This is a genomic window from Cupriavidus pauculus, assembly GCF_008801835.1.
GTDB lineage: Bacteria > Pseudomonadota > Gammaproteobacteria > Burkholderiales > Burkholderiaceae > Cupriavidus > Cupriavidus pauculus.
Window position 1 is genome coordinate 24,492 of sequence record NZ_VZOW01000032.1, and the last position, 25,791, is coordinate 50,282.

At 64.5% G+C, this 25,791-nt stretch carries 23 protein-coding genes; 14 read left to right on the forward strand and 9 right to left on the reverse strand.

The features are described 5' to 3' along the window. Positions 1-58: 58 nt before the first annotated feature. A complete protein-coding gene (locus F7R19_RS23680) occupies positions 59-565 on the reverse strand; it encodes an SET domain-containing protein (RefSeq protein WP_061958581.1) in 507 nt (168 codons plus the stop codon). A 978-nt stretch (positions 566-1,543) separates the two neighbouring features. On the opposite strand from F7R19_RS23680, the gene F7R19_RS23685 reads away from it, so the two are divergent. The 3 genes from F7R19_RS23685 to F7R19_RS23695 all read left to right on the forward strand — a co-directional run bounded on the left by F7R19_RS23685 (position 1,544) and on the right by F7R19_RS23695 (position 3,940). Further along, positions 1,544-1,822, forward strand: coding sequence for an HU family DNA-binding protein (locus F7R19_RS23685; protein WP_008640984.1), 279 nt, complete (start codon positions 1,544-1,546; stop codon positions 1,820-1,822). A 240-nt stretch (positions 1,823-2,062) separates the two neighbouring features. Next, complete coding sequence (locus tag F7R19_RS23690; protein WP_150982208.1) at positions 2,063-3,049, forward strand: DUF2272 domain-containing protein; 987 nt, start codon at positions 2,063-2,065, stop codon at positions 3,047-3,049. Between the two features lie 132 nt (positions 3,050-3,181). Next, complete coding sequence (locus tag F7R19_RS23695; RefSeq protein WP_150982209.1) at positions 3,182-3,940, forward strand: aquaporin; 759 nt, start codon at positions 3,182-3,184, stop codon at positions 3,938-3,940. Here F7R19_RS23695 and F7R19_RS23700 read toward each other — a convergent pair. Beyond that, positions 3,924-5,747 carry a carbohydrate porin gene (locus tag F7R19_RS23700; RefSeq protein WP_150982210.1) on the reverse strand — a complete coding sequence of 608 codons (1,824 nt, stop codon included), beginning with the start codon at positions 5,745-5,747 and terminating at the stop codon, positions 3,924-3,926. The two genes, F7R19_RS23695 and F7R19_RS23700, sit on opposite strands and share 17 nt — an antisense overlap. A gap of 326 nt (positions 5,748-6,073) precedes the next feature. On the opposite strand from F7R19_RS23700, the gene F7R19_RS23705 reads away from it, so the two are divergent. From F7R19_RS23705 to F7R19_RS23720, 4 genes are all read left to right on the forward strand, one after another. Beyond that, on the forward strand, positions 6,074-7,213 hold the full coding sequence (locus tag F7R19_RS23705) for a TRAP transporter substrate-binding protein (protein WP_061958577.1): 1,140 nt from the start codon (positions 6,074-6,076) through the stop codon (positions 7,211-7,213). A 225-nt stretch (positions 7,214-7,438) separates the two neighbouring features. After that, positions 7,439-8,341 carry an EamA family transporter RarD gene (rarD, locus tag F7R19_RS23710; protein WP_150982211.1) on the forward strand — a complete coding sequence of 301 codons (903 nt, stop codon included), beginning with the start codon at positions 7,439-7,441 and terminating at the stop codon, positions 8,339-8,341. Positions 8,342-8,473: 132 nt separating this feature from the next. Continuing rightward, positions 8,474-9,634 (forward strand): DNA polymerase IV, encoded by a 1,161-nt coding sequence (gene dinB, locus F7R19_RS23715; protein WP_150982212.1) that lies wholly within the window; start codon positions 8,474-8,476, stop codon positions 9,632-9,634. 279 nt (positions 9,635-9,913) lie between these two features. Next, positions 9,914-11,107, forward strand: coding sequence for an MFS transporter (locus F7R19_RS23720; RefSeq protein WP_150982213.1), 1,194 nt, complete (start codon positions 9,914-9,916; stop codon positions 11,105-11,107). A gap of 48 nt (positions 11,108-11,155) precedes the next feature. Here the strand turns inward: F7R19_RS23720 and F7R19_RS23725 are convergent, their stop codons facing one another. After that, positions 11,156-11,857 carry an aspartate/glutamate racemase family protein gene (locus F7R19_RS23725; RefSeq protein WP_150982214.1) on the reverse strand — a complete coding sequence of 234 codons (702 nt, stop codon included), beginning with the start codon at positions 11,855-11,857 and terminating at the stop codon, positions 11,156-11,158. A 196-nt stretch (positions 11,858-12,053) separates the two neighbouring features. Here F7R19_RS23725 and F7R19_RS23730 point away from each other — a divergent pair, with 196 nt between their 5' ends. Further along, entirely contained in the window at positions 12,054-13,823 is a 1,770-nt protein-coding gene (locus F7R19_RS23730) for a diguanylate cyclase (protein WP_150982215.1), read from the forward strand. Positions 13,824-13,853: 30 nt separating this feature from the next. Here the strand turns inward: F7R19_RS23730 and F7R19_RS23735 are convergent, their stop codons facing one another. Then, the gene (locus F7R19_RS23735) at positions 13,854-14,348 is read right to left on the reverse strand and encodes a hypothetical protein (RefSeq protein ID WP_061958571.1); all 495 of its coding nucleotides are present in this window, start codon (positions 14,346-14,348) and stop codon (positions 13,854-13,856) included. 443 nt (positions 14,349-14,791) lie between these two features. Here F7R19_RS23735 and F7R19_RS23740 point away from each other — a divergent pair, with 443 nt between their 5' ends. The 6 genes from F7R19_RS23740 (at position 14,792) to F7R19_RS23765 (ending at position 21,050) form a co-directional block, all read left to right on the forward strand. Next, on the forward strand, positions 14,792-15,760 hold the full coding sequence (locus F7R19_RS23740; protein ID WP_061958570.1) for a Bug family tripartite tricarboxylate transporter substrate binding protein: 969 nt from the start codon (positions 14,792-14,794) through the stop codon (positions 15,758-15,760). Between the two features lie 248 nt (positions 15,761-16,008). Next, positions 16,009-16,482 (forward strand): tripartite tricarboxylate transporter TctB family protein, encoded by a 474-nt coding sequence (locus F7R19_RS23745; protein ID WP_061958569.1) that lies wholly within the window; start codon positions 16,009-16,011, stop codon positions 16,480-16,482. Between the two features lie 34 nt (positions 16,483-16,516). Further along, positions 16,517-18,031: a tripartite tricarboxylate transporter permease gene (locus F7R19_RS23750; RefSeq protein WP_061958568.1), complete on the forward strand. Its 1,515-nt coding sequence runs from the start codon at positions 16,517-16,519 to the stop codon at positions 18,029-18,031. Positions 18,032-18,148: 117 nt separating this feature from the next. Continuing rightward, the gene (locus F7R19_RS23755) at positions 18,149-18,565 is read left to right on the forward strand and encodes a PaaI family thioesterase (protein ID WP_061958567.1); all 417 of its coding nucleotides are present in this window, start codon (positions 18,149-18,151) and stop codon (positions 18,563-18,565) included. Positions 18,566-18,578: 13 nt separating this feature from the next. After that, entirely contained in the window at positions 18,579-19,499 is a 921-nt protein-coding gene (locus tag F7R19_RS23760; RefSeq protein WP_150982216.1) for a patatin-like phospholipase family protein, read from the forward strand. A 72-nt stretch (positions 19,500-19,571) separates the two neighbouring features. Continuing rightward, positions 19,572-21,050 carry a dihydrolipoyl dehydrogenase family protein gene (locus F7R19_RS23765; protein ID WP_150982217.1) on the forward strand — a complete coding sequence of 493 codons (1,479 nt, stop codon included), beginning with the start codon at positions 19,572-19,574 and terminating at the stop codon, positions 21,048-21,050. Positions 21,051-21,089: 39 nt separating this feature from the next. Here F7R19_RS23765 and F7R19_RS23770 read toward each other — a convergent pair whose 3' ends face one another. From F7R19_RS23770 to F7R19_RS23790, 5 genes are all read right to left on the reverse strand, one after another. Next, on the reverse strand, positions 21,090-22,490 hold the full coding sequence (locus F7R19_RS23770) for a DUF1214 domain-containing protein (protein ID WP_211922785.1): 1,401 nt from the start codon (positions 22,488-22,490) through the stop codon (positions 21,090-21,092). Between the two features lie 556 nt (positions 22,491-23,046). After that, on the reverse strand, positions 23,047-23,508 hold the full coding sequence (locus tag F7R19_RS23775) for a hypothetical protein (RefSeq protein ID WP_150982218.1): 462 nt from the start codon (positions 23,506-23,508) through the stop codon (positions 23,047-23,049). A gap of 20 nt (positions 23,509-23,528) precedes the next feature. Continuing rightward, entirely contained in the window at positions 23,529-23,777 is a 249-nt protein-coding gene (locus F7R19_RS23780; protein ID WP_020200504.1) for a hypothetical protein, read from the reverse strand. Positions 23,778-23,793: 16 nt separating this feature from the next. After that, on the reverse strand, positions 23,794-25,002 hold the full coding sequence (locus tag F7R19_RS23785; protein WP_150982219.1) for an XRE family transcriptional regulator: 1,209 nt from the start codon (positions 25,000-25,002) through the stop codon (positions 23,794-23,796). Further along, complete coding sequence (locus F7R19_RS23790) at positions 24,999-25,655, reverse strand: hypothetical protein (RefSeq protein ID WP_046432185.1); 657 nt, start codon at positions 25,653-25,655, stop codon at positions 24,999-25,001. The genes F7R19_RS23785 and F7R19_RS23790 overlap by 4 nt, the downstream gene beginning before the upstream one ends. Positions 25,656-25,791 lie beyond the last annotated feature (136 nt).

Sequence of the window (25,791 nt, forward strand, 5' to 3'; positions counted from 1 at the left end):
GGGCGCCGCCGCATCGGCAATCGCCCGGCCAGCCTGCGAAGCGCCGCGTCCGTGACGGCTAGCGCTTGTCCTTAGGCGCCAGCATGGTGCCGCGGCAGTTGGGGCTACCGCAGCGGCATGCGTATTCCTGCTTCAGCTTCTTCGTATAGCGCGCGTCGATGACGAGGCCATAGTCGTAGAACAATTCCTCGCCCGCGGCGATATCGCGCAGCGCGTGGATGAACACCCGGCCCTTTTTCTCGCGCGCTTCGCAGTTGGGCTCGCAGGCGTGGTTGATCCAGCGCGCGCGGTTGCCACCGAACTTCGCGTCGATCACATTGCCGTCGTCCAAACTGAAATAGAACGTGTGATTCGGATCGGCGGGATCGTGCGGATGGCGCTTGAGCGCTTCCTTCCACGAAATGTGCTCGCCCTTGTACTCGATCACGCGCTCGCCTTCTGCAATTGCGCCAATCGCGTATACCCCCTTGCCATGCACGCCCGACTGACGCACCTCGATGCGGTCGCTGGCGCTCTTCTTTTTGCCCGACTTCTTTTCCTTGGCGTCCTTGGCCTTGTCCGACATGTGCTGAATTTCCCGTGTGCGGTGGATGGGCCGGTCCAGTCCGGCGCGAACCGGATGATACCTGTGCGCAAGTGACAGGTATACGTGCGCGCCACGTATACCGATGTGGATAACCACGCCTGTTTCTGTGGATAAGCACGCGGGTTTGGTGTGGGCTGCCTGGGGCTGAGCTGGGGACGGGACGGGAACAAGTTTGAAGGTATACGTCCACCCCCTCGACCAAAAGCATGAGTCATCCACGCCGCCCAACAATTGCTCCCGGACTTTCCTGTATACGTAAACGCTTGATCGGATTGACGTATACGCGGTTATCCACAGAAACCGGGCTGGCTTACCTATCACTACTATTTGTATACATGAAAAGAAGATGTAAACCGTACGGATGAGCACCGCCGGAGTGGACGTATACCTCCGTCGCAAATCGGGTTCGATGTTTTTGTCGCGATGAAAAAATAAGCAGCGATGGCAATGCCCGCGCCGATGCGGATCGACGTCGGGCGATGCATGCGACGACGCGACTCGCATCGGGAATCGCAGCCAATGGCGCAGGGCAAGTGATCGGAGGTATACGCCGGCTTGCCTTAAATCGCCGTCATGAGCTCTCAGGCGCGCTCAGAGCGCTTTTGACCGCGTATACGTCCCCCGGCATCTCCAGGCGTCATTAGCCGCGTCCAGGCGGTATACGTGGCTCTGGTGGCCCTCTCGCCTCGCTGGCGCGTATCGGCATCGCGGTCGCGGCGGCGCGTATACGTCGCCAACGCCTCGCCAACACTCGTCAACAGCCTCGCCGAACGACCATGCAAAACCCGCCAAGCGCGCACTGGCGCGGCCTGGCGGCAAACGTCGGTAACAAACTGTTCCCGGTGCGGCTTGCCCGACACGGTATGATGTGGCCCGCGGCGTTTTTGCCGGAGCGGCTTCTGACGGAGCCGGCCGGCGTGGACGTCAGTGTTTTTTCAACTCGATACGGAGTGAAGCATGACGAAAACCGAACTGATCGACGCGATCGCAGCTGGCGTGGACGGTCTGACCAAGGCCAAGGCCGAGCAAGCGCTGAACGTGACCCTGGGCGCCATCATGGACGCCGTGGCCAAGGGCGAAACGCTGAGCCTGATCGGCTTTGGTACCTTCAGCAAGGGCGAGCGCGGCGAGCGCATGGCCCGCAACCCGCGCACCGGCGAAGAAATCAAGGTGGAAGCTGCGAAGACCGTGAAGTTCAAGGCTGGCCAGAAGTTCAAGGACGCCGTCAACCAGTAATGACGACGGGCACGCAGTTGCGCCCGTTTCGTATGACCCCGCCGTGCCGCCGCCCCAGCCCGAAAGCGGCGCAGGTGCGCAGCGCGCGGGGACGTTATCCACACCCATCCGCCGGCAGTCCCGCGCGGAAAATCACACCGCTGCCAGCGCCACTTCAGAGGCCTTCGGCGGCGACCCAAGAATGTCATTCGCGCTTGGCGCATCAAGGCTTTGCGCGATTTAGAGATCCCCGGGCCCGAGATGCTGTCCCGCTTGCTGCCGCGTAGATTTCCACAGCGTTATTCACAACGCTTTCCACACCTGGTTCCACAACGTTCTCCACAGGCGCGCAGACACGTGTGGCAGGCCCTCGCATGCGCGGCGGCGCTGGCCGTGTTGGGCGGTTGCACCACATCGCCACCGCGCACCGCGCGCGCGCAGGCGATACCGCTGCCCGACCATGAGCACGTTGCAACAGCCCCGGGTGCCACGCAGCGCGAGCGCATCGTCGACATTGCTATGCAGGAATGGCGCAAATGGGGCAGCCAGGTCGTGCACATCGGCCGCGACGACAGCGCATGCGTGACGCAAAGCCCGCTGCCCGCCCCGCAGGCCGCGCCTTCGCCCAGCGCCGACGGCACCGCAGCAACCGGTCGGGGCTCGGCCGATGTGGATATGGATGAGAATGGCCAATCTGCCGATTGCCTGCGGTTTCCCGATGGCACGGGCATGGAAGCCACGCCGCGCGGCTGCCGGATGGCGCAGCGCTACTGGGCCATCGTCGGCGAAGCACCCGATTGCCGCCAGATCACGCAGGGCGCGTGGGCGTGGTCGGCCGTGTTCATTTCGTGGGTCATGCGCAAGGCCGGCCTCGACAACGACCAGTTTCTGACCGGCCAATCGCATTCGATGTACGTGGTGGACGCGCGCGACGGCATCCTGCCGCGCCCCGCTTTCCATATCGAGCCACTGCCCGCCGTGCCGCGTCCCGGCGACCTGATTTGCGCGGGCCGCGGGCGCGACAAGTACCTGTCGGATCCGTCCGAAGTCGGTTTTGGCACGACGCCGATGCATTGCGACATCGTGGTGGCGGTCGATACGACCGCTGGCGTGGTGAAGGCGATTGGCGGCAACGTCCAGCAATCCGTGTCGATGGATGAGATCGAACTGAACGAAGCCGGGCAACTCGACGGCTTCACCAATTCCCATCTGCCGTGGCTGCTGATCATGCGCAACGATCTGCAATAGCACTGGCCCACCTGCCGCGCACCGGCCCGTCCGATTAGATACCTCCGGTTGATTCTCTCCATCGCCCGGCTGCATTGACCGGCCTGGCGCGGCGCGGAACACTGCGCGATCGGTTTTTTGTCGATCGTCCACATGTCCGCGCCCGCCCCTGCCAACCCGCTACAAACCCCCGATATCGCCCGCCGGGTGGTTGCCGAAGCACTGGGTACGGCGTTGCTGATCGCCATCGTGGTGGGTTCGGGCATCCGCGCGGAACGGCTTGCCGCGGGCGATATCGCGCTGGCGCTGCTGTGCAATGCGCTGGCCACCGGTGCCGGCCTGGTGGCGCTGCTGGTGTCGCTGGGGCCCGTGTCGGGCGGCCATTTCAATCCTGTCGTCACCCTTTCCCAGCTTGTGCAGGGCGCGTTGTCGCCGCGCGCGGCAGTCGCTTATGTGTCGGCGCAACTGACCGGCGCGGTGCTCGGCGTGATGGCGGCCCACGCGATGTTCGGCCTGCCGCTGCTGTCGATGTCCATGCAGATGCGCACGGGCGCGCCGATGTGGTGGAGCGAATGTGTCGCCTCGTTCGGGCTGATCGGCTTGGGCCTGGCCACCGGCCGACGCCGGCCGGCGCTGGTGCCGTTCGTGGTGGCCGGCTACATCACGGCGGGCTACTGGTTCACCGCCTCCACGTCGTTCGCCAACCCGGCGTTGACCATCGCGTGCGCGCTCACGAATACCTTTACCGGTATTCGCATGATCGATGTTCCAATGTTTATCGTCGCACAGATAATTGGTGCGGTGAATGCCACGATGCTTTTCGACTGGCTCTGCCCGCGGCCGGTGGGCGATGAGAGCCGCCCGGCGCGCCGCTGGCCGCTGGCGGCCGCCCCGACTACCAGCGCCGATTGAGCTGGACGCCGAAGATCGATCCGCTGGCTTGCGTCGCCCAGGCGTCGGCCGGAGCGGCGAACGTGATGCCGTCGACGTCGTTGGCGCGGCTGTAGGTGTAGAACGCGCGCAGGTTGGCATTGCCGGTGGACTTGCCCAGCGTCAGCGTCGGCGCGACGGTGAACGCGGTGCGTTGACCACCCACGCCAAACCCCGAGGAAATCTGGTCGTGCGCCACCTCGAAGGTTAGCTTGAACTGGTCGTTGGCCACGAAGGCCGGCCGCACGCGCGTGGCGGCCCATTGCAGCGTGCCGATATTCGAATGATCAAGTTGCAGGCTCGATTCCACCGACCCCGCCAGGCCGGAGCGCCCTTTCCATTCCATCGATTCGGCCACGCGTACCCGCTGCAGCGCCGCACCCATGCCCGAATAGCCGGTCATTGCCACGCGCGACCCTTGCCCGTACTGGAATCCCAGGCGATTGGTGCCGAACAGCACGCCCTTTTGCTCGTGCATTGCCGACGCCCACCACGCGCTGCCGGTGTCCTCGATCTGCTGCAGCGGCTCCACGCGCGTAAAGCCGAGCTGCACCGAACCCTTTTCATTGGTGCCGATAGGCGCGGTGCGGATCGAGTGATAGCTGGGCAGCTTGGCGCCATTGAGGTCGTTACGCGCGGTGTATTGATAACTCAAGCCGAAATCACCCAGCTTGGCGTTGTCCACGCCAAACCTCATCGACGGCGAATTCGGTGGCAGCAGCCCCGAAGACATCAGGAACGGACTGCTCTCGCGCCGCCCGGCCCACACGCTGGCCTCGTCCAGCACGGCGAGCCCGGACAAGCCGCTGACTGACGTATAGAAGTTGGGCACCAGCGCGTAAGGATCGACCGCCGCCGCGTTGCCGTTTATCGACGTGGCATCGGTGCCTTTGGCCTGCGCGATCAGTTGTACCTGCGTGCCGCCGCCGATATCCACCAGCGACTCGCGGATCTTGACCTCGCCGGTACTGGTGCAGGCCAGGCCCCGGCCAAATCCTGCCGACGGCGTGCCGCCGCCGACACAGGCGCGCTGCTTGCCCGAACGATCTTCCACCGCGGCGCGGCCGCTGTAGCCCATTCGCCACACTGAATCGCCGGCGGGATCGTCGGCCGGCAACTGCGAACGCAACACCGGCGGCGCGTCCGATGGCGTTTCCTGCGCGCTGGCATCGGCGCCGGCCACTGCCGACGGCGGGTCGGCCTGTGCGGGGAACTGGCCGAGCCGATGCGGAAACAGCACCAGCGGCGGCGGAGGTGGTGGGGGCGGCGCGAGGGAATCGGGCGGGCCGATGAAATCCGGATTGGCGACGTCAGGACTGGCGCCCGCCACGGTCGATGCGCCAGGCGCATCAGGGGAAGCGGCGCCATGGGATTGCGCTTCGGGTACCGCCTGCGCTGGGGAAGTCTGGACCGCCTGCGCCGTTGAGTCAGCGCTCGCCGCACTATCGGGCTTGGCCGCCTTCGTATCGGCGACGGCAGCCGCCTGGATCAGATCCGCCAGCGGATCGGACGCCGCGCCGGCGGTTGGTACTGTCGCCGCCGTCGCGCTTGCTGCAGGCGAGGCAGCCGATGATCCTGCCGCGGAAGGCAATCCGGTCTCAGGCGCGCCCGGCTGGCCGCTGGCCAGCGCCGAGGTCGCGGCGGGCGCGCTGGTCTGCGCGATCCGTGGCGGCGGCGTCACCAGCCCGCCCGATTGCGCGCATGCGCCCACACCCCACGCGGCCAGGACGGCAAACGCAAGACGGCGACGGGCGAACAGGCGGGCGGAAAACGGCACGGATTGCAGCATTGGAGGCGTACGACACCGGCATCACAGAGCCGGGGAGTCAGGTTGTATCAGGCGTAGTAATTGACCGCAAGCCGGGTTACAAAATCCATCAACTCACGTCAAAAGCGTGCGAATTCTCACATTGCGAAACCGCGCGTGCGCGGAGCGGGCACCACTTTCAAGCATGGCGCGAAACCGTTGCAGAAGTGCGAATGACTAGCGAAAACCCCCATCCGTGTGGGGCTCCGTGCCCAAAATGCCGCCGCTATAATCGACCGACCTGTCTGCCGGGAAACACATCGGGGTAAGGCAGCCGTGCATACATATCAATAAAAGAGGAGATGTCCATGGAACGTCGTTCCTTCCTGTTGAAAGCCTCGGCAGTGGCCGCCACCGGCGCGCTGGCAGCCTGTGGCAAGGAAGAAAAGCCCGCCGCGCCCGCCGCATCGGCCAGCGCTCCGGCAGCGCCTGCGGTGGTAGGCAGCAATCCCGCCGTCGAATGGCGCCTGGCGTCGAGTTTCCCGAAATCCCTCGACACGATCTATGGCGGCGCCGAGCTGCTGTCGCAGCGGGTCAAGGAACTGACCGACGGCAAATTCAACATCAAGGTGTTTGCCGCTGGTGAAATCGTGCCAGGCCTGCAGGTGCTGGACGCGGTGCAGAACCAGACGGTGCAGATCGGACACACCGCCGGCTACTACTACTTCGGCAAGAACCCGACGCTGTGCTTCGACACGACGATCCCGTTCGGTCTGACCGCTCGCCAGCAGAACGCCTGGATGATGCAGGGCAACGGCATGAAGCTGATGCGAGAGTTCTTCAAGGAATACAACGTCGTCAACTTCATGGGCGGCAATACCAACGCGCAGATGGGCGGCTGGTTCCGCAAGGAAATCAAGACCGTGGCCGACCTGCAGGGCCTGAAGTACCGCGTCGCCGGTTTTGCCGGCGTGGTGCTGGCGCGCCTGGGTGTGGTGCCGCAGCAGATCGCCGGCGGCGACATCTACCCCGCGCTGGAAAAAGGCACGATCGACGCGGCCGAATGGGTCGGTCCGTACGATGATGAAAAGCTCGGCTTCTACAAGGTGGCCCCGTACTACTACTACCCGGGCTGGTGGGAAGGCAGCGCCCAGCTGTCGTTCTATGCCTCGGCGCCCGAGTACGAAAAGCTGCCGCAGCTGTACAAGCGCGCGCTGGAAACGGCCACCATCGAAGCTCACACCAACATGATGGCCAAGTACGACACCGTGAACCCGCAGGCGCTGGCGCGTCTGCTGGAAAACGGCGTGAAGCTGCGCCCGTTCTCGAAGGAGATCATGGAGGCGTGCTTCAAGGCCACGCAGGAAGCCTACGCCGACGAAACCGCCAAGAATCCGTCGTTCAAGAAGATCTTCGACGACTGGCGCGTGTTCCGTAACAACGAAGCCGCCTGGTTCAACGTCGCCGAGCAGGCCTTCGCGCAGTTCAGCTACGCGCGCAAGCTGTAAGCGCCGCAAGCGTATCGTCAGTGGCGTCCTCTCCCCGCGTGGGAGAGGCGCGTCGCGAGGGCCGCGCTCCTAAAAAGGGGTGTCCGCTGTGGCATCCGCAGCGGCATCCATCGTCCGCTAATGGACGTTCCCGATAGCCGCATCGCATTTCCACGCGGCAGCCCCACGCCGTGCGACCGTCCCGGTAGAATCCGCCCACCACCGGACATCTACCCGGCACATCCCATGCAACTTGGCATTTTCTACGCCCTGCTGGCGTACATCATCTGGGGCCTGCTGCCTCTCTATATCAAATCGCTGCACGGCGTGGCGCCGCTGGAAATCCTGCTGCACCGGATGGTGTGGTCACTGGTTTTCCTCGGTGCGATCCTGCTGTGGCGCCGGCATTTCGGCTGGCTGCGTGAGGTGGCGGCCAAGCCGCGGCTGATCCTGAACTTTGCCGCCAGCGCGGGTTTGCTGTGCTGTAACTGGTTCCTCTATATCTGGGCGGTGTCGGCCGACCGGGTGGTCGACGCCAGCCTGGGCTACTTCATCAATCCGCTGTTCAGTGTGCTGCTGGGCGTGCTGTTGCTGCATGAGCGGCTGCGGCCGGGGCAATGGCTATCGATCGCGATCGCGGCGGGGGGCGTGTTCTGGCTGACGTGGTCGGCCGGGCAGTTGCCGTGGATCGCGCTGGGACTGGCGGCGTCGTTCGGCGGCTACGGGCTGCTGCGCAAGACCGGCGCGCTCGGTGCGCTCGAAGGGTTGTCGCTGGAAACGCTGATCCTGTTCCCGCTGGCGGCGATCGCGCTGGGCATGCTGTTCTTCACCGGGCACGACACCACGCGCGCCGCAGCCCCGGGTACGCAGTTGCTGTTGCTGCTGGCCGGCCCGGTCACGGCCGTGCCGCTGCTGTTCTTCGCGGCCGGTGCACGCCGGATTCCGTTGTCGCTGCTGGGATTGCTGCAATACGCCGGCCCCACCATTCAGTTGTTGCTGGGGATCTGGCTTTATCACGAACCGTTTTCCGCGCAGAAGCAGATCGGCTACGCGCTGATCTGGGTGTCACTGGCGATCTATGCGGTCGAAGGGTTGGTCGTCAGCCGGATGACGCAGAAACCGGCCGCAGTTATCGATGTGAAGAATTGAATATCGCTAAAAATCTAGCAGTAAATTCTTCTGTCACATAGTTGTGCGGATCTGATCGCGGCTACCATTCCGAAAACAGCTGTGGTCGCACTATACTGTACGTTTATACAGTATTCGCGCGCCCTTTCCCTCATGTCTGTTCCCGCCAGGCGTATTGCCCACCTCGACATGGACGCCTTCTATGCGTCCGTGGAACTGTTGCGCTATCCGGATCTGCGCGGGCAGGCGGTGGTGATCGGCGGTGGGCGCAATGCGGTACCCGAGGTGTTGCCCGACGGCTCGCGCCGTTACGCGCGCCTGCGCAACTATGTGGGGCGCGGCGTAGTGACGACTTCGACCTACGAGGCCCGCGCGCTCGGCGTGTTTTCTGCCATGGGCATGATGAAGGCCGCCAAGCTGGCGCCCGATGCCATTCTGCTGCCGACCGATTTCGATGCTTACCGGCGCTACTCGGGCTTGTTCAAGGCGGCAGTCCGAACATTCACGACACAAATAGAAGATCGCGGTATCGATGAGATTTATATCGATCTCACGAATGTTCCGGGTGAGATGCGCGAGGTGGCGGCCAACATCAAGGCGGCCGTGCACGAAGCCACCGGGCTGACCTGCTCGATCTGTGTCGCGCCTAACAAGCTGCTGGCCAAGATCGGCTCCGAACTGGACAAGCCAGACGGCCTGACGATCCTCACGCCCGCCGACATCCCGGTCCGCGTCTGGCCGCTGCCCGCGCGCAAGGTCAACGGCATCGGCCCCAAGGCGGCCGAAAAGCTCTCGGCGATCGGCATCGAGACCGTGGGTGACCTCGCCGAAGCGGACCTCGCGCTGCTGCAGACACACTTTGGTCGCAACTACGCGGCGTGGTTGGTCGAAGTGGCTCACGGCCGCGACGAGCGGCAGGTAGTGGTGGCGTCGGAACCGAAGTCGATGAGCCGCGAGACCACCTTCGAGCGCGACCTGCATCCGCGCGCCGATCGTCCGCTGTTGTCGGAACAGTTCACCCAGCTTTGCATGCGCGTGGCCGACGATCTGCGGCGCAAGGGTTACGTTGGACGCACCGTGGGCATCAAGCTGCGTTTCGACGACTTTCACACGGTGACGCGCGACCTGACGTTGACCGCCCATACTTCCGATGGCGCGATGATCCGCCGCGGCGCCACCGAATGCCTGAAGCGGATTTCGCTGGAACGCCGTATCCGGCTGCTGGGCGTGCGCGTCAGCGCCCTGCTGCCGGCCGGAGAACAGGGCGACGATCCGGCACCGGTGCAGGAAGCGTTTCATTTCGATGACGACTGAGCGGCGATGACCGCGCGGCGGCCACTGCCGCGGGAAACGCGCCCTTGGCCGCGTATGCCGGGCCGCGTCTTGCCGGCCGGCCCCGGCCGTCGCAGAGTCCCCACGTCATACAAGCCTATCTATGTCCCGGTAGAATCGGCGGCTTCCGGTGGCGTCCGGGTGTCGGGACGCCAAGTCGTGCCGGGCGTCTCCCTCCGGCGGCAGTTCGCCGCCAACGCCGCCCGGACCCCGCGCACGCGCCATGCGCCCCAACCGCCGCCCCACAAAATTGCCCCGCCCATGACCACTTCCGCCACCGCCCAGCGCGCCACCGCGCCAGCCGCCTGGATCACGCCCCTGCTGGCCGTGGCCTGCGGCATGATCGTTGCCAACCTCTACTACGCGCAGCCGTTGGTGGGGCCGATCGCGCGGGCGCTGCAGCTGTCGCCGGAAGTGGCGGGGCTGATCGTGACGCTGATCCAGATCGGCTATTGCGCCGGCCTGCTGCTGCTGGTGCCGCTCGGCGACATCGTGGAAAACCGCAAGCTGGTGCTGACGCTGATCGGCGGCTGCGCCTTGTCGCTGCTGGCCGCCGCGCTGGCCACGCATGCCGGCGTCTTCCTGGTGGCCGGTTGCGCCATCGGCTTGTGTTCGGTGGCGGTGCAGGTGCTCGTGCCGTTCGCGGCGCATCTGGCGCCTGAGCACATGCGCGGACGCGCCGTCGGCAATGTCACCGCCGGGCTGCTGATGGGGATCATGCTGGCGCGTCCGGTGTCGAGCCTGGTGTCCGACCTGTTCGGCTGGCATGCCATCTTCGCCGCGTCGGCCGTGGCCATGGTGCTGCTTGCCATCGTGCTGGCGCGCAAGCTGCCGCAGCGCCAGCCCGCGCCCGGCGTCAACTATGGTCAGATGCTGGCCTCGATGGTTCACCTGTTGCGCACCCAGCCGGTGCTGCGTCGGCGTGCCTTGTATCAGGCCAGCCTGTTTGGCGTCTTCAGCCTGTTCTGGACCACTGCGCCGCTGTATCTCGCCGGGCCCGCATTTCATATGTCCCAGACCGGTATCGCGATCTTCGCGCTGGTCGGCGTGGCCGGTGCCGTGGCCGCGCCGATGGCGGGCCGTTATGCGGATCGCGGACATGGCCGGCAGATGACGGCGCTGGCGTTGTCGCTGGGCGCGGCATCGTTCCTGGCAAGCCGCATCGGTGCGGAAGGGTCGCCGCTGTCTTTGTTGTCGCTGACCGTGGCGGCAATCGTGCTGGACTTTGCGGTGTCCACCAATCTCGTAATCGGGCAGCGCGCCATCTTCTCGCTGTCGGCCGAACACCGCAGCCGTCTGAACGGCCTGTATATGGCGATCTTCTTCGTGGGCGGCGCGATTGGGTCGTCGGTCGGCGCGTGGGCGTTCGCGCGTTCGGGCTGGCCGCTGGCGAGCTGGATCGGGTTTGCCTTGCCTGCCATCGCGCTGATCTACTTCCGCACCGAACGCGCCTGAGCGCGGCGGCCCACCAACGTCCGACGTATCAACGCGCGCCCGGGGCGATCAAGCGGGCGCGCCGTCGATCGCCCGACGCAACGCCGCGCGCGCCAGCAGCCGCGTGGAATCGAGCGTCGGCAGCGGCGAATTGCCGTCGCCGATGATCAGCGGGATCTCGGTGCAGCCGAGCACTACCGCATCGCATCCGGCGTCGCGCAGGTCGCCGATCACACGCTGGAAAATGGCGACGCCCTGCGGAGTCGAAACCCCCGGGACCAGTTCGTCCATGATGACGCGGTCGATGGCCACGCGATCTGCCACCGGCGGACGCACGTGCCGAAGCCCTCGCGCATCGAGTTTTGCCGGATACACGTCGCTGTCCACCAGCCAGCGCGTACCGGTGATGCCCAGGCACCGGAAGCCGCGCGCCAGCGCCGCATCGGCCACCACGTCGGCGATGTGTAGCCATGGCAGCGGCGACCGCGGCGCCACGCGGTCCATCGCGGCATGAATCGTGTTGTCGGGACAGATGAGGAAATCGGCGCCGGCCGCCGCCAGCTTGAGCGCCGAGCCAAGCATCAGCGCCGCCACGCCGTCCAGGTCGCCCCGGTCGAGGCATTCCACATACGCGGCCAGCGACGGCGTATGCATCGAGATTTCGGGATGCCCATGCGCGCCGAGCCACGCCGCGCCCTCCATGCAGATCGTGCGGTAGCAAAGCGCGGCGCCCTCGGCGGAGCAGGCCACGATTCCAATATGCTGCGGCATGGGTTGCGTCTCCTCGATATCGGTTGGCAACGTGCATGATGGCATGCCGTGCGCGGCTGCACTACACTGACCCGGCGCGCCACGCTGCTGCCAGGGCCGCATCGATGTTGCAGGCTGCGGGCGTCGCGCCGCAGCGGATCTCAATCCGGTTCGTCGTTGCAAGCTTCATGAAGCGGACCTCGCCGGGAGACGTTCAATGCCATGGCGCAACATGCTGCCGCGATCGCGCTGGCTGCCACGCGCTGCGCTGATGCATCCACAGCGCGTGGTGGTGGTGGGCTTCAGCGCCGTGATGCTGCTGCTGATCGTCGTCGGACTGCGCGATCTGTACACGCTGCGCGAGCGCGTCGTCTCTGCGCGCCAGCACGAACTGACGCTGCGGGCGATGGGTCTCGAAGCCCTGTTCGCCGCCGAGCGCTTCAAGCTGTCGTTCGTGCGCGACTACGCTCAGCAACTGATCACCATCTACCAGAACGGCGAAGCCGGGGCCGCCGATGCGGCGATCGAGCAGGCGTTCGGCGCGCGCAATGAAGCCGAATGGCAGATGGCGGTGCCGCTTGGCGATTCGCCCGTGATTGGCGTGTCGGCCGAGGCGCTCAAGGGGCTCGACGGTTTCGCGCGGCGCGACGAGGATCTGCGCGCCGATCTGTACGCCGCGCGGCAACTCAGCCATGTGCTGGGGCTGAGCCGCGAACTACGGTCCGATAACGCCCGCGATGCCGAGGGCGCCGTCGTCTTCGTGTCGAGCAACGGCCTCTACGTGACCTATCCGGCGTTTCCAGTGGACCGTGCCCGCGACCTGATCCGCCGCTTCAGCGGCATTGCCTATTACCGCGACGCGCTGCCGGGGCAAGATGCCGGGCGCGAGATCCGTTTGTCGCCGGCCTATGCGCCGTTCGAAAGCACGGGGCTGAGCACCGCGCTGAGCATCCCGATCTACGTGCACGATCGCTTTCGCGGCGTGGTGTCGGTCGATGTCGATCTGCAGCGCATTGGCGCGCTGATCGGCACGCCGGAACAGGGCGCTTCCCAACGTTTTCTGATGGATCGCGAAGGCGACATCGTTGCGTCGTCGAACCCGCGCCGGGGCGTGATCATGCGCTGGCCCGACGATGTTGGCGAGGCCTGGCGCAAGGTGCGCCCGCAGGATTTGTTCGAAGCGCGCGCCGGCATGCGCCACGCCGACGGCCAGTACCTGTTCTTCGAGAGCGTCGGGCAACGCGGCAACTGGCTGCTGCTCGAGACGCTGTCCGATGTCGATCTCTATCGCGCCGTGTTCCGGCGCATCAGCCTGCCATTGCTGGCGATCTGGCTGGCATTGCCGCTGCTGATGTTTGTCAGCCTGCGCGTGGTGACGCAGCTGTTCGACCACTACGTGGCCGCCGGCGAAAAACTGCGGCAAATGGCTGAGACCGATCCGCTGACACAGCTGGCCAATCGCCGCCACTTCAGCGAGCAGTTCCGCAAGGAATCTGCGCGGCGCATGCGCGACAGCAAGCCGCTTGCGATGCTGATGCTCGATATCGATTTCTTCAAGCGCGTCAACGACAAATGGGGCCACGCCAGCGGCGATCTGGTGCTGCGCGCGCTGGCCGACGCATTGCGCGACAACCTGCGCGCCGTCGATCTACCGGCACGGCTGGGCGGCGAGGAATTCGCGGTGCTGCTGCCCGGTGCCACGCTGGCCGAAGTGGCCGCCACGGCCGAACGGTTGCGCGCGGCAGTGCAACTGCTGAGCGTGGAACCGGCGCCCGATGCGCTGCCGTCCGGCGCGGACGGCGAACGCATTCACTTCACCGTGTCCATTGGCGTCGCGGAAGCCGGGATCGACGGATGCCAGTCGTTCGATGCGATGCTGGCAACGGCAGATCGCCGGCTCTATGCCGCCAAGGCAGCGGGGCGCAACCAGGTGCGCGCAACGGATGCGCGGGCCGGCAGTGCAACGGATGCGCAGGTCCAGCAATGAAGCATTGCATGGCGACTCCCTCGCTCGTGTTCAGCGCAACAGAAACGCGATGTCGTCGGCGGTGATGACCGACACTGGAATGCCCTTGCGCCGCTGGAACAGGATGTGCTGCTGCACACGGCTGCGCTGCTCGGCAAAGACGGCAGGTTCGATCGGCATGCCGATGCGCGCGTAGTGTTGCACCAGGAGCTTGTATGCGCGATGGCGGATCTGCAGCGTTTCGTTGTCCGCGCGCAGCCGCTGCCATTCGGCGGGGCTCAGATCGAGCGTGTGCTGGAGTTCGTCGACGGTGCGCGCATGCAGATCCCGATAGAGATCGCGCTCGGCCTCGGCGCGATGCAGTTCGTCACGCAGCGCCATGATCTTGTGCTGCAGCTTGAGCGTCTGCCCCACCGCCGCCTGCATGCCCTTGGCCGCTTCCAGCGCCTGGTTGGCAGCGGCCACGGTGCTCTTCCACAGGCCACGGTCCGCCCCGGCGTCGAGCTCCGGCGGCCAGCCGTGCGACGGCTTGATCGTTGTATCCATGTTGTTTGACCCCTTAGACACCCTTCTTTGAAACACCCGAAACCGACACACCCGAAGCAACCCGCAACGGCCTTCACGTCGTGGCGCGAAAGTCCATCTGATGTTTTTTTTCCAGCATGCTGCGCTGTCTGTCTGGCAGACAACTGAGATGAATCGTAGTGAGATGTCCGACAGCCGCCAAGTCAAAGATTCTCAGATCTGATTTGGCCGCTGTTTTGGCATCGTGCCGATGCCAAAAAACGACAAGCGCGCCGCCCCGCACGCTACAGACAAAGCAGACAACATCACGTAAACCCCGATCGGATTGCAGACGTTTTGACAGGGTTTTGACAGTTTCGCGCTTCTAGAATCCGGGCCATGGCTGTTGCTGTCTCTGCTATGGCGGATATCGCGGCAGACAGCACGGTAGACGTTCCAACATTCCAATAAGACAGGAGACCGCAATGCCTCGCATGCTTGCCCGCTTCACCCACGCCTTCGTCGCCAGCGCGACGGTTGCCGCCGCCGTGGCGGCTGCTCCGGCCTATGCGGTCGACAACCTCAAAGTGATGATCGGCGCCAATCCCGGCGGCGGCTTCGACCAGACCGGCCGTTCGATCGGCGCGGCCATGGTGGCGGCCGGCACGGCCAAGAGCGCGTCCTATGACAACAAGGGCGGCGCCGGCGGCACCATCGGCCTGACGCAGTTCGTCAACAGCGACAAGGGCAATCCCAATGCACTGATCGTGACGGGCGCGGTGATGGTCGGCGCGATCGAAACCAATCATCCGCCGGTGACGCTGAAGAACGCCACGCCGGTCGCGCGTCTGTTTGCCGACACCATGGTCATCACGGTGCCGGCCAGCTCGCCCATCAAGTCGCTCAAGGACCTGACCACGCAACTGAAGGCCAATCCGGGCAGCGTGAGCTGGGGCGGCGGCTCGAAAGGATCGATCGACCACATCCTGGCTGGCCTGATCGCCAAGGATGTCGGCGTGGATCCGAAGAAGATCAACTACGTGCCGTTCCAGGGCGGCGGCGAAGCGTCGGCGTCGATTCTTGGCGGCCACGTGACCGTCGGTATCGCGGGCGTGTCGGAATTCCTGCCGTTCATCAAGACCGGCAAGATGCGCGCGCTGGCTGTCACGTCGAAGGATCGCACCGCCGATATCCCGACGCTCAAGGAGCAGGGCGTCAACGTCGAGATCTATAACTGGCGCGGCGTGTATGGCGCGCCCGGCATCTCGGCCGAACAACGCAAGGCGCTGATCGACGCCGTGGTCAAGGGCACCGAGAACGCCGTCTGGAAGGACGCGCTGACGAAGAACGACTGGACGCCCTTCCTGCTGACCGGCGACGAGTTCGGCAAGTTTGTGGACGCCGAGTCGGCCCGCCTGGGCAGCACGCTGCGCGAACTGGGCGTCGCCAAGTAACGCTGCGCGCGGAACCGGGCACGCTCGCATCGGTTCTTGCCCCAAGCGCTGCCCGAGCAGTCAGCAAGTCGCGGAACTTTGTATCAACCTGTCGTCCCGCCCGGCTGCCGATCGTGTGATCGGCGCAAGGCCGGCCAACGGCACGGGGCCCCGGTGTCGCCATCGCCTGCGTCACACCGAAAACCAAAACCATATCGTCACCGGGCCCTGTGACCGCGCGGGTGGCAGCACCATCCGAGAGCCCCATCATGAAACCGTCCCACGTCTGTATCGGCATCGCCATTCTGGCGCTGTCCGTGTTCTTCTTCGCCGGCCTGCCGGGCATTTCGGGCGATGAAGGCTACGCCGGCCTGTCGCCGCGCTTTGTCCCCACGCTGGTGGCCATCGGGCTGGCGGTCTGCGGCGCGCTGCTGACCTGGCAGGGCGTGCGCGGGGGCTTTCGCAACATGCCTGAGGAAGATGCCGAGCTGCCATCGGCGCCGCACAACTTCAAGGGTTTTCTGTGGGTGGCCGCTGGGCTGGTGGCCAACATGGCGCTGATCGGCACGCTTGGCTTCGTGTTGTCGTCGACGCTTATGATGGTCTGCGTGGCGCGCGGCTATGGCAGCCGGCGCATCGTGCGCGACGCGGCGATCGGCCTGTTGCTGACGGTGCCGATGTGGGCGCTGTTCGATTTCCTGCTCGGCATCAACCTGCCGCTGCTGCCGGTAGCGGGCTTCTGAGCCCGCACCCAAACGCCAACGGGAGGAATATTCCATGGACACTCTGAACCAGTTGATGCACGGCTTTGCCGTAGCGATCACGCCGCTCAACCTGATGTGGGCCCTGGTGGGCTGCTTTCTCGGCACGGCTATCGGCGTGCTGCCCGGTATCGGCCCGGCGCTGACGGTGGCGATGCTGCTGCCGCTGACCGCGAAGGTGGAGCCGACCGCCGCGCTGATCATGTTTGCCGGCATCTACTACGGCGCGATGTACGGCGGTTCGACCACCTCGATCCTGATGAACACGCCGGGCGAGTCGTCGACCATGGTGACGGCCATGGAAGGCAACCTGATGGCCAAGAACGGGCGTGCGGGTCCGGCCCTGGCCACGGCGGCGATCGGATCGTTCGTGGCCGGCACGATCGGCACCGTGCTGCTGTCGATGTTCGCGCCGGTGGCGGCCGATGTGGCGCTGCAGTTCGGCCCGGGCGAGTATTTCATGATCATGCTGCTGGCCTTCACGACCGTATCGGCCGTGCTCGGTTCGTCGCTGCTGCGCGGCATGACCAGCCTGTTCCTGGGCCTCGGCATCGGTCTGATCGGCATGGATTCGCTGTCCGGCCAGACGCGCTATTCGATGAACGTGCAGGAGCTCTACGACGGCGTCGATATCGTGGTGGTGGCGGTGGGCCTGTTTGCGGTGGGCGAGGCGCTGTTCAACGCGTTCTTCCCGCAGCCGGACGGCACGTTCAACAAGCTCAGCTCGGTGCACATGACCAAGTCCGACTGGAAGCGTTCTGTTCCGGCATGGATCCGCGGCACGGTGATCGGCTTCCCGTTTGGTCTGATTCCTGCCGGCGGTGCGGAGATCCCCACCTTTCTGTCGTACGCCACTGAGAAGAAGCTGTCGAACCACAAGGAAGAATTCGGCAAGGTCGGCGCGATCGAGGGCGTGGCAGGTCCGGAAGCGGCCAACAACGCCGCGGTGACAGCGACGCTGGCGCCGCTGCTGACGCTGGGCATTCCCACCTCGAACACCACGGCGATCCTGCTGGCGGCATTCCAGAACTACAACCTGCAGCCCGGCCCGATGCTGTTCCAGACCTCGGGCGATCTGGTGTGGGGCCTGTTGGCGTCGCTGTACATCGGCAACGTGATGCTGCTGGTGTTGAACCTGCCCGCAATCGGACTGTGGGTGCGCATGCTGCGCGTGCCGACGCCGCTGCTGTACGGCGGCATCCTGATCTTCGCGGGCCTGGGCGCTTACGGCATTCGCCAGTCGTGGTTCGACCTGCTGCTGCTGTTTGTGATTGGTCTGCTGGGGATGGTGATGCGTCGCTTCGATTTCCCCACCGCGCCGGTGATCGTCGGCCTGATTCTCGGTCCGATGGCGGAAAAGCAGTTGCGCAACGCGCTGTCGATCGGACAGGGCGATTGGAGCCTGTTCATCAAGCAGCCGATCTCGGCGACCATCCTGGCGATGACGGTGGCCGTGGTGGTGGTGCCGCGCGTATTGCGCTGGCATGCGGGCCGCGCGGACGCGCGCGCGCAGGCTGACAACGCCGCATAGGCGCGCAGCGGGCCGCATTCGGTCGTATCGTGCAGGAATCGGCGGGGGGCTTCGGCCCCCTGTATCATTGGCGCAAACAATATCCTGCGCGCCAGCGCGACCCGAGGAGACCGGACCGTGCCTGCTTCCACCTTCACGCTTGCCGATATCGACGCCACGCTCGACCGTGTGCTGGCGCCGTGGGTGCGTCAGCTTGGCCTGCGCGGCGAAGCGGTCGACGCGGGCGGCGTGACGCTGCGCCTGCCGTTTCAGCCGGCGTTGCGCCATGCTGGCGGCGTGGTGTGCGGTCAGGTGCTGATGTCCGCGGCCGACACCGCGATGATCGTGGCGATCTCCGCCGCGCTCGGCGAATTCCGGCCCATGACCACCGTCAGCCTGACCACCCACTTCATGCGGCCCGTGATCGACGGCGATGTGCTGGTGCGCGCCAATGTGCTGCGCCTGGGCAAGACGGTGGTGTTCGGCGAGATCGAGCTGACCGGCGGCGACGGCAAGCTCGCGGTGCAGGCCACCACCACCTACGCGCTGCTCTGAATCCGCAATGTCGATGTCCGCGTCCTCGTCCTCGCCTTCGTTCACGTCTTCGTCTTCGCAAGCGTTCGACCAGGTGGTGTTTGCCGGCGGCGGCAACCGCTGCTGGTGGCAGGCCGGATGGTGGGATACGGTGGCCCCCGCGCTGCAACTGCGGCCGCGCGTGATTGCGGGAATTTCCGCCGGCGCGGCCACGGCCTGCATGGTGTACGCGCACGATTCGCACCAGACCATGGCGTACTACCGCAACGTGCTGGCGGACAATTCCCGCAATGCGTACTGGGGCAATCTGCTGCGCGGCGAGCGCGTGTTTCCGCACTACGGGATCTATCGCAACGCGCTGCTTTCGCTGTTTGGTGACAACCGTCTGCAGAAGCTGCAGCAGGCGCCGGAAATCCGCATCGGCATCGCGCATATCCCGCGCTGGAGCGGCCCGCGCCTGGCTGTGGCCGCCGGCCTGCTGGCGTACAACATCGACAAGCATCTGCTCAAGACGCTTCATCCGCGTCTGGGACGCAAGCTCGGTTTTCAGCCGGAATTCGTATTGGCGCAGCATTGCCGCTCGCCCGAGGATCTCGCCGACCTGCTGCTGCAGTCGGCGTCGACGCCGCCATTTACGCCGGTGCTGCGCCGCGATGGCCGCGCCGTGCTCGACGGCGGGCTGGTCGACAATGTGCCCGTCGATGCGCTGGATCCCACGCCCGGCAATGTGCTGGTGCTGGTGACGCGCCTGTATCCGCGCCCGCGCCGCTTCGTGATCGAAACCGCGGGCCAGCGCCGTCTTTACCTGCAGCCATCGCAACGCGTGCCGATTTCGAGCTGGGACTACACCCGGCCCGAGGCGATGACGCACGCATATGACCTGGGCCGCCGCGATGCGGACGCGTTCCTGCGCGAGTGGCCCGACATACAGCAGGACCTGTTGCCGGCATCATAGGGAACGCGCTCCGACGGCGCCGGTCGATGAAATGGAATGCGGCAACGTGCCGCGACAGGCAAGGAGGCATGAATGACGAAGCGTCAGGCATCAACCCAAGCGGCCCCCCAGGCATCGGCCAAACCAAGGCGTCGCGCCAGCGAAGTCAGCGCGGAACCGGTGGTGGAACGCGTGCCACGCAAGCGCGATGCGCGACCGAAGGCGCGCGAGGCCGATTTCGTCGTGATCGGCGCCGGATCTGGCGGCGTGGCTGCGGCGCGGCGCGCGGCGTCGCTCGGTGCGCGCGTGATCCTGGTCGAGCGTGACGCGATCGGCGGCACCTGCGTCAATCGCGGCTGCGTGCCGAAGAAAATGCTGTCATACGGCGCGGGATGGGCGTCGATCCTTTCCACCTGCCTGTCGCATACCGGCGGCAAGGAAGACTGGCGCGACGCCATCGTGCGTGTGAATGCCGAGGTCGCGCGGCTGAATGCGTCGTACAAGCAGCGACTGAATGAGGCCGGCGTGGAAATCTGGCACGGCGCGGCGCAGCTCAACGAACGCGGCGACATCGTGGTCGGCAATGAAGTGATACGCGCGGGCAAAACGCTGATCGCTACCGGTGCCAGTCCGGTGGCATTGCCGATCCCCGGCGGTGAACTCGCCAGTTCATCGGACGATGTCTTTACGTGGCAGACGCTGCCCGCTTCCCTCGTGGTGATCGGCGGCGGCTATATCGCCGTGGAGATGGCGTCGATCCTGTCGCGCTACGGCGTGAAGGTCGACCTGCTGGTGCGCGAGGACCGCTTGCTGCAGCGGTTCGATCACGACATAGCGACGTCGCTTGCGGAAGTGCTGGTTGCCAAGGGCGTGCGCATCCATTTCCGCACGCAAGTGACGATGGTTTCGCAATCGAACGGCGCCACTGAAGTTTGCTATACGCAGGAAAACAATCCCGGCCGCACGCAGACCGTGCGCACGCAGGCCGTGCTGGCCGCCATCGGCCGCAAGCCCAATGTCGATGGCCTGGGGCTGGACGCGCTGGGCGTGAAGCGCGACAACAAGGGCGGCATCAAGGTGGATCGGCAGTTTCGCAGTTCGGTCCGTTCGATCTACGCAATCGGCGACTGCATGGCCGACAACATTCACCTGACGCCGGTGGCGATTGCGCAGGGACGCTGGCTGGCGGACCGGCTGTTTGGCAAGCGCGGCGACATTGCCGATCTCGATGTCGTGCCGACGGCGGTGTTCTGCGAACCTGCGATCGGCGCGGTGGGACTGACCGAGGCGCAGGCCATCGAGGCGGCCGACGGCAAGGCCGATCGCGTGCGCACCGAGATCAAGCGGTTTGTGTCGCTGGAGAACCGGTTTGGTGGCGTGCCGTATCCATCAGTGTTCAAGCTGGTGCTCAATGCGCGCAGTGGCCGCGTGCTGGGTGTGCATCTGATGGATGGCGCGGCACCGGAAATCGTGCAGGCGCTTGCGGTGGCATTACGGCTGGGTCTCAAGGCGTCGCACCTGAAAACCACCCTGCCCTTGCACCCGACAGTCGCCGAGGAATTGTTCGGGTAGGCGATGCACTGGCGCCTGCGTGTGCCGCCGCCGAATCGCTTACTCCAGCTTCTCGACATCGGGCAGGCGCCATTGCTTGCCGAAGCGCGCGTAGTCGGGGCCGTGCAAACGAAACACCAGCTCAAAGTTTCGTGACGGATCGGTGGGCACCCAGTTCGATTCCTTGCCGTGCGGCGCGTGCGGGCCAAAGTAGATTTCCACCGCGCCGTCCGCGTTGGTTTCCAAGTCGGGCGTGGTCGACGCCATGCCGGCGCGCGACATCTGGCGAATCAGCGCGTGCGTGTCGCGATCATAGGCGGTGACCGACCAACCGCGGCTGGCCGGAACGCGCGCAGGGATTTGCAGACGGTACACGGCGTTGCCTTGCATGTCGCGGCCGTCCTTGTCCTTGTTTGCCACCAGATAAAGCGGCGCAGCATCGACGCGCTTGCTGGCGGCCACGCCGAGCATCGCCATCGTGCCGCGCGCGTCCACGGGATATTCGTCCGCGCGTGCATAGCCCGACGACATCGCGCGAACCACTTCGGGAATCGCCGCGGAAAACCAGCGGTGCTGCGGCGCGACGCGATCGAATCCCGCGTCATAGCGGGAAGCCAGCTCTGCATGCGCCTCGACGATAGCCGTACTGAGGATCCTGTCCAGCCGTGCGTCCGGACGATAGGGCTGGCTTTTTTCAATGCCGAGGTCCTTGAGGTGGTCGATCATCACGCGATCGCGCTCGATCCATGGTTCCTTCTGCACCACGTCATTGAGTAGCTTGAAGAAACTGGCATCGTAGGGAATGGTGGCTTCCAGCAGGACGTCCTGGACATCGGTAAATCGCGTCGGTGGCGGGGACTGGGCGAGCGAAAGCGGATACACCTTGATGCGCTTGCCATATGCCACGGCCCTGGCGATGTCCTCGTCGCTGCGGCTGGCCAGTTTCGACTGCAGCGACGCCACGCCGCCGTAGGTGTCGGCGCGCAACACGATAAATCCCTGTGGCGGCGTGCCCGCGTAGTCGGGCGGCACGATCAGATATCTGCCGCCGCGGCCCCCGTCCGCGCCGCGTGGGCCGGTATCGTCGAGCGGCGTTTGCCACGTCGTGACGATGCTGCCGGCCAACGTTCCGCCATCCGCCGATGGAATGTCGATCACCAGCGGTCCTGCCGTGCGGGTGTTGAAGAACACCATGAACGGTAGCGCATCGGGATCGGGTGCGAGCATCTGGCTTTTCCAGCTCACCGGCCTGGACCAATAGACGATTTCATTTTCCCTGGCCGATGTACTGTGCAGAACCGCCTGCCGCAGACGTTCGGCGCCCACCGCGGGCATCCCCCAAATCACCGTATCGGCCGCGCGCCGCTCCACGCGCCGATCGCGATATCCATCGGATTGCGCAACCGTGGCCATCGCGCAAACAGAAAGGAACATCGTGACTGCCAGTTTCTGCATGGTCATACCGTATCGCGTGCACGCCCGCGCCAAGTGGCTGATCGATCCAGAATATGGCAGCGCTGCGCCGCCGCACTGAACTGTTTTGTGCCGAGAATTAAGCGAATTGAGCCGCGCGCGCAGTAATTTGTCAGGCAAGCAAATGCCAGTCAGGCGTCGCGCAGTTTTCGGATAGGGGCGTTATCGGGGTGGTCCGCTTTTGCTCGGTCGACGGCGTCGAGGGCGCAGCCAGGATGCGAGGCGGATGATGCGCGCACATTGCGACCGTGCGGGAATGTGCGTGTGTGAATCGAGAAGAGTGCGGCAAGGACTGCGTGGATGTATGTGGAAGGGTCGGCGGTGGCGCAAACACGGCGCAGCGCTACAAATAAGCCCCAAATGAAAAACGGACGCCGAAGCGTCCGTTTTCTTTCAAACCTGGTGGTGTAGTTCCCCGTTACAGGAAACCGCCCTGCCTCATCGGCGAGGACACCGTAGGCGAGATTATATACGATGCGGAGGTCCGGGTGGACTTTGGCTGTCTCCGCGCATTTCCGACCGTCGATAGCTTGCACTGCCACGATCAGCGCCCGGGGTTCTTGACCTTCAGATGGCGGCATGAATAGCGCTGCTGGCCCCAGGACACGGCGAAGGTTTCGGAAACCTCGTACCAGTTGCCGCCTGGATGGCCACCGCCGTGGTTCTCCCCCATGCAGGAGCATTCGCAATGAAAGCCCGACGCATTCCAGCACGCCGGAGCGCATTTTTGGTGCTCCCGGTACAGCTGGATCACATAGACCTCTTGGTGTCGTCTCAGCGCAAGTTTGATCACGCTGTCAAACCACGCAGTCGGAATTTCCCAGGCCTTGAACTGCGCACACCAATCGGGCTTCGAGCGTCGGCCATCCCGCAGCCACTCCATGTTCCCCTCGGCGAACGGAATGCGCGCCAGGACCGGGAGTGGCTTATTGCGCTTGAAGATGACCGGGATTTTTCCCTGACGCCAGAGATCCTTCAGTTGCGAGTCGCTCAGATCCTGTGACATGAGGGACTCGACTCCCTGCCTCAGCGCTGCTTGTTGGCTTGGGACAGGACCGAGGCCGCCAGCTCCTTCGTCTCTTTGGCGTATCGGTCGCTGGCCAAAACGCGTGCGGCCTTGTCTTCCATCTGGGCGCCGGTCTGTTTGTCGCCACTGCGCTGAGACAGTGCCGAAGCGGCCAGACTCTTGGCCACTTGCGACGAACTGCTGCTTTGCAGCGTTTCCGACGCCAGCCGACCGATTCGTGAGGACGTCTGCTTTGTGTTCTTGGACATCGCTGTTCCTTTCACATCAGGACTTGGAGACGGGCCGGAATGGCACCACCTTATTGCCTTGGGCTGGTTGGTCATCAACCGGCTTCTGGGTTGCTTTCAGTCGCGCAAACTCCACGACATTGGTTTTGCCCTGGAAGTAGCCTTCGGGCAATCCGGCGAGTGCTTCCACGTCGCCCGCAGCCAGTCCGATGTGCCTCGGGATGGCTTCCAAAGGCATGACCTTCTCTTCGACCAACAGATCGATGGTGCGACGAAGCAGACGTGGCTGCTCTGGTCGACGATCCTCGTCTCCGGGTTCCGATTTCGCACCCCACCGAGCAGAGCGACGCTTGAAAAGCATCAGAGCGCCATCTTCATCCAGCATCTCAAGCGCCTTCAGCCGCATGATGATCGCCGCCGCCGACACGCCCCAACGGCGCTTCAGCAGCAACAAGTCATCCAGAGTCGGTGGCACGCGAACTTCGCTGGCGAACGTTTCGGCGGGCAGCAAAAAAGCGCCTGCGAAGCGGTGTGCCTGTTGCTCCATCAACTTGTGGCGTGCGCTGTCAGTCGTGCGTTGAATGTGACGATGCAGAACAAGATGCCCGATTTCGTGGGCAAGGTCGAAGCGACTGCGATAACCATTGTCCTTGTCGGCGGACAAGAGGATCAACGGTCGGCCCAGCACCTCGCTCCAAGCCGACAGCCCTTCAATCTGGGCAACGCCGGTTTCTTCCCGAACGAGGATGACCCCAGCACCTTCCACGGCCAGTGCCAAGTCTTGAATCGCCGAGCGGCCCAGACGCCACAGATCCCGGCATTCGCAGGCGGCCTTCTCGATGTCCTCGTTGGTGATCTGTTCCGGCTCGGTGTAATCGCGAGATGGCAAATTGACATCAGGGTAGTCGACGTATTCCATCAGTGCGGCGGCCACGTCCTGGGCCCACTCAAGGCGGGCCTCCAGCATGGCGCGTGCAGCGACGTGCGCTGACGCGTTGCTGCGAAAAAGCGGCAACGACAACTTCGCCCCGGGCGCACGCGTAAACCATTCCGGCGTGACGTTCACCACGCCAGCAAGGCGTTCAAGCGCGTCACGCTCGGGCGCTTGCGTTCCTGCGCGCCATTTACTGACGGTCGCCGGAGACACGTCGACCATCGAGGCCAGCTGGACTTGAGTCAGACGACGGGCCGCAAGAATTTGGCTAAGTCGATCTTTCTGAAATCCTTGTACACCACCCCTACTCATGATCCTGTTCCGTCTTTGTCTTGTTGTTTGCCAATGTTCTTCTTCAGCTTCGGCACAGCCAAATCGTCCTGGCCTGCTGTCGGCTGCTGGTCGTAGCGCTTGATGAATGCGTCAATGGGTTCCCGGAAAAGCCAGCCTTGCATGTGGCGATCAGGAACCGCGATTTCGATGGAGACGGGTGTGTCCGGCTGGCTGTGCAGCGATCCTGCAAAGCAGGCCACGACGAACACAACCGCTTGGGATGGCTCCACGTAGCCTGAAAAGAGTCCGGGTTGAACCAGTGGCTCGATGGCTGCGTTCGCCAGGGACATCTGTTTTCGGGTTTCGCTACGCCGCCCGCTGTTCCAGACCCCATACTTGGTGTTGAACCGTGCCAAGGTGAAGATCCCAGACCGGCCTGTGACGATCTGATTGCCGCGTAGCGGTGAGGGAGATGCGTCTGCAACGGCGAGAGCGCGATGGAAGGACTCGTTCATATGGAAGTGGCGCAACTGCCCCACCACGCTGGGCAAGTGCCCGTCATCCATCCCTCGCGCCGCAGCATAGGCACGTTGAGCGCCGACCAGCTTGGCTTCTTCGAGGCCCATGACAAGCTCACGCGGGATATTCCTCACAAGCAGGTCATGGATCGTTTCTTGGTTCGGCTGGGCCATTGGCAACTCCGTCATCGGATTTCGTTCAAGCGGATTCTATCATAAAATAATTTCGCTTAAAAGGTTTTCGTGTAGGAGATGCTTCGATTGAAGCGGTAACACCCCCCCGATTTGTAGCGCGCCCAGCGCATCGTCT

What these genes read in the sequence shown, in the direction of transcription:
- F7R19_RS23680 (WP_061958581.1), bottom strand. Translation starts at nt 565, where the DNA reads ATGTCGGACAAGGCCAAGGACGCCAAGGAAAAGAAGTCGGGCAAAAAG.
- F7R19_RS23685 (WP_008640984.1), top strand. Translation starts at nt 1,544, where the DNA reads ATGACGAAAACCGAACTGATCGACGCGATCGCAGCTGGCGTGGACGGT.
- F7R19_RS23690 (WP_150982208.1), top strand. Translation starts at nt 2,063, where the DNA reads ATGCTGTCCCGCTTGCTGCCGCGTAGATTTCCACAGCGTTATTCACAA.
- F7R19_RS23695 (WP_150982209.1), top strand. Translation starts at nt 3,182, where the DNA reads ATGTCCGCGCCCGCCCCTGCCAACCCGCTACAAACCCCCGATATCGCC.
- F7R19_RS23700 (WP_150982210.1), bottom strand. Translation starts at nt 5,747, where the DNA reads ATGCTGCAATCCGTGCCGTTTTCCGCCCGCCTGTTCGCCCGTCGCCGT.
- F7R19_RS23705 (WP_061958577.1), top strand. Translation starts at nt 6,074, where the DNA reads ATGGAACGTCGTTCCTTCCTGTTGAAAGCCTCGGCAGTGGCCGCCACC.
- rarD (WP_150982211.1), top strand. Translation starts at nt 7,439, where the DNA reads ATGCAACTTGGCATTTTCTACGCCCTGCTGGCGTACATCATCTGGGGC.
- dinB (WP_150982212.1), top strand. Translation starts at nt 8,474, where the DNA reads ATGTCTGTTCCCGCCAGGCGTATTGCCCACCTCGACATGGACGCCTTC.
- F7R19_RS23720 (WP_150982213.1), top strand. Translation starts at nt 9,914, where the DNA reads ATGACCACTTCCGCCACCGCCCAGCGCGCCACCGCGCCAGCCGCCTGG.
- F7R19_RS23725 (WP_150982214.1), bottom strand. Translation starts at nt 11,857, where the DNA reads ATGCCGCAGCATATTGGAATCGTGGCCTGCTCCGCCGAGGGCGCCGCG.
- F7R19_RS23730 (WP_150982215.1), top strand. Translation starts at nt 12,054, where the DNA reads ATGCCATGGCGCAACATGCTGCCGCGATCGCGCTGGCTGCCACGCGCT.
- F7R19_RS23735 (WP_061958571.1), bottom strand. Translation starts at nt 14,348, where the DNA reads ATGGATACAACGATCAAGCCGTCGCACGGCTGGCCGCCGGAGCTCGAC.
- F7R19_RS23740 (WP_061958570.1), top strand. Translation starts at nt 14,792, where the DNA reads ATGCCTCGCATGCTTGCCCGCTTCACCCACGCCTTCGTCGCCAGCGCG.
- F7R19_RS23745 (WP_061958569.1), top strand. Translation starts at nt 16,009, where the DNA reads ATGAAACCGTCCCACGTCTGTATCGGCATCGCCATTCTGGCGCTGTCC.
- F7R19_RS23750 (WP_061958568.1), top strand. Translation starts at nt 16,517, where the DNA reads ATGGACACTCTGAACCAGTTGATGCACGGCTTTGCCGTAGCGATCACG.
- F7R19_RS23760 (WP_150982216.1), top strand. Translation starts at nt 18,579, where the DNA reads ATGTCCGCGTCCTCGTCCTCGCCTTCGTTCACGTCTTCGTCTTCGCAA.
- F7R19_RS23765 (WP_150982217.1), top strand. Translation starts at nt 19,572, where the DNA reads ATGACGAAGCGTCAGGCATCAACCCAAGCGGCCCCCCAGGCATCGGCC.
- F7R19_RS23770 (WP_211922785.1), bottom strand. Translation starts at nt 22,490, where the DNA reads ATGACCATGCAGAAACTGGCAGTCACGATGTTCCTTTCTGTTTGCGCG.
- F7R19_RS23775 (WP_150982218.1), bottom strand. Translation starts at nt 23,508, where the DNA reads ATGTCACAGGATCTGAGCGACTCGCAACTGAAGGATCTCTGGCGTCAG.
- F7R19_RS23780 (WP_020200504.1), bottom strand. Translation starts at nt 23,777, where the DNA reads ATGTCCAAGAACACAAAGCAGACGTCCTCACGAATCGGTCGGCTGGCG.
- F7R19_RS23785 (WP_150982219.1), bottom strand. Translation starts at nt 25,002, where the DNA reads ATGAGTAGGGGTGGTGTACAAGGATTTCAGAAAGATCGACTTAGCCAA.
- F7R19_RS23790 (WP_046432185.1), bottom strand. Translation starts at nt 25,655, where the DNA reads ATGGCCCAGCCGAACCAAGAAACGATCCATGACCTGCTTGTGAGGAAT.